1 protein-coding gene is annotated in these 392 nt (G+C 68.9%); it reads right to left on the reverse strand.

All coding sequences use genetic code 11. The features are described 5' to 3' along the window. On the reverse strand, positions 1-392 hold a 392-nt coding region (locus D7Y13_RS44610; RefSeq protein WP_147452786.1), incomplete at both ends, for a cysteine hydrolase family protein.

Raw genomic sequence — 392 nt, forward strand, 5'->3', positions numbered from 1 at the left:
GAGCCCTTGCCGGGTTTGTCAATGATCACCTCGCCGGGCAGCGGTGCCAGTTCGTCGATCAGGTTCCAGCCCGCCTCTCCGCGCACCAGGATGCGGCCTCGCGGCCCTTCGTCGCCGATGCCGAAGCCCTCGGTGCCGATGCGGCGCGAGCGCCAGCGCTTGTTGGCGGGCAGGTCGGAGAGGTCGGGGCGATGGCCCTCGCGGGTGTGGATGATGGGGAAGCCGAGGGTGCGCAGGCGCGCCATCAGCGTCTGGATCGGGACGATGGGCGCGCGGGTCAGCGACAAGTCATAGCCCATCTTGTCGACGTAGCCGCCGACGCCGCAGAAGTCGGTCTGCATGTCGATGACGATCAGCGCGCTGTTGTCCGGGCGCAGCTCGCCGTTGTAGGG

It is taken from the genome of Corallococcus praedator (genome assembly GCF_003612125.1).
GTDB classification, from domain to species: domain Bacteria; phylum Myxococcota; class Myxococcia; order Myxococcales; family Myxococcaceae; genus Corallococcus; species Corallococcus praedator.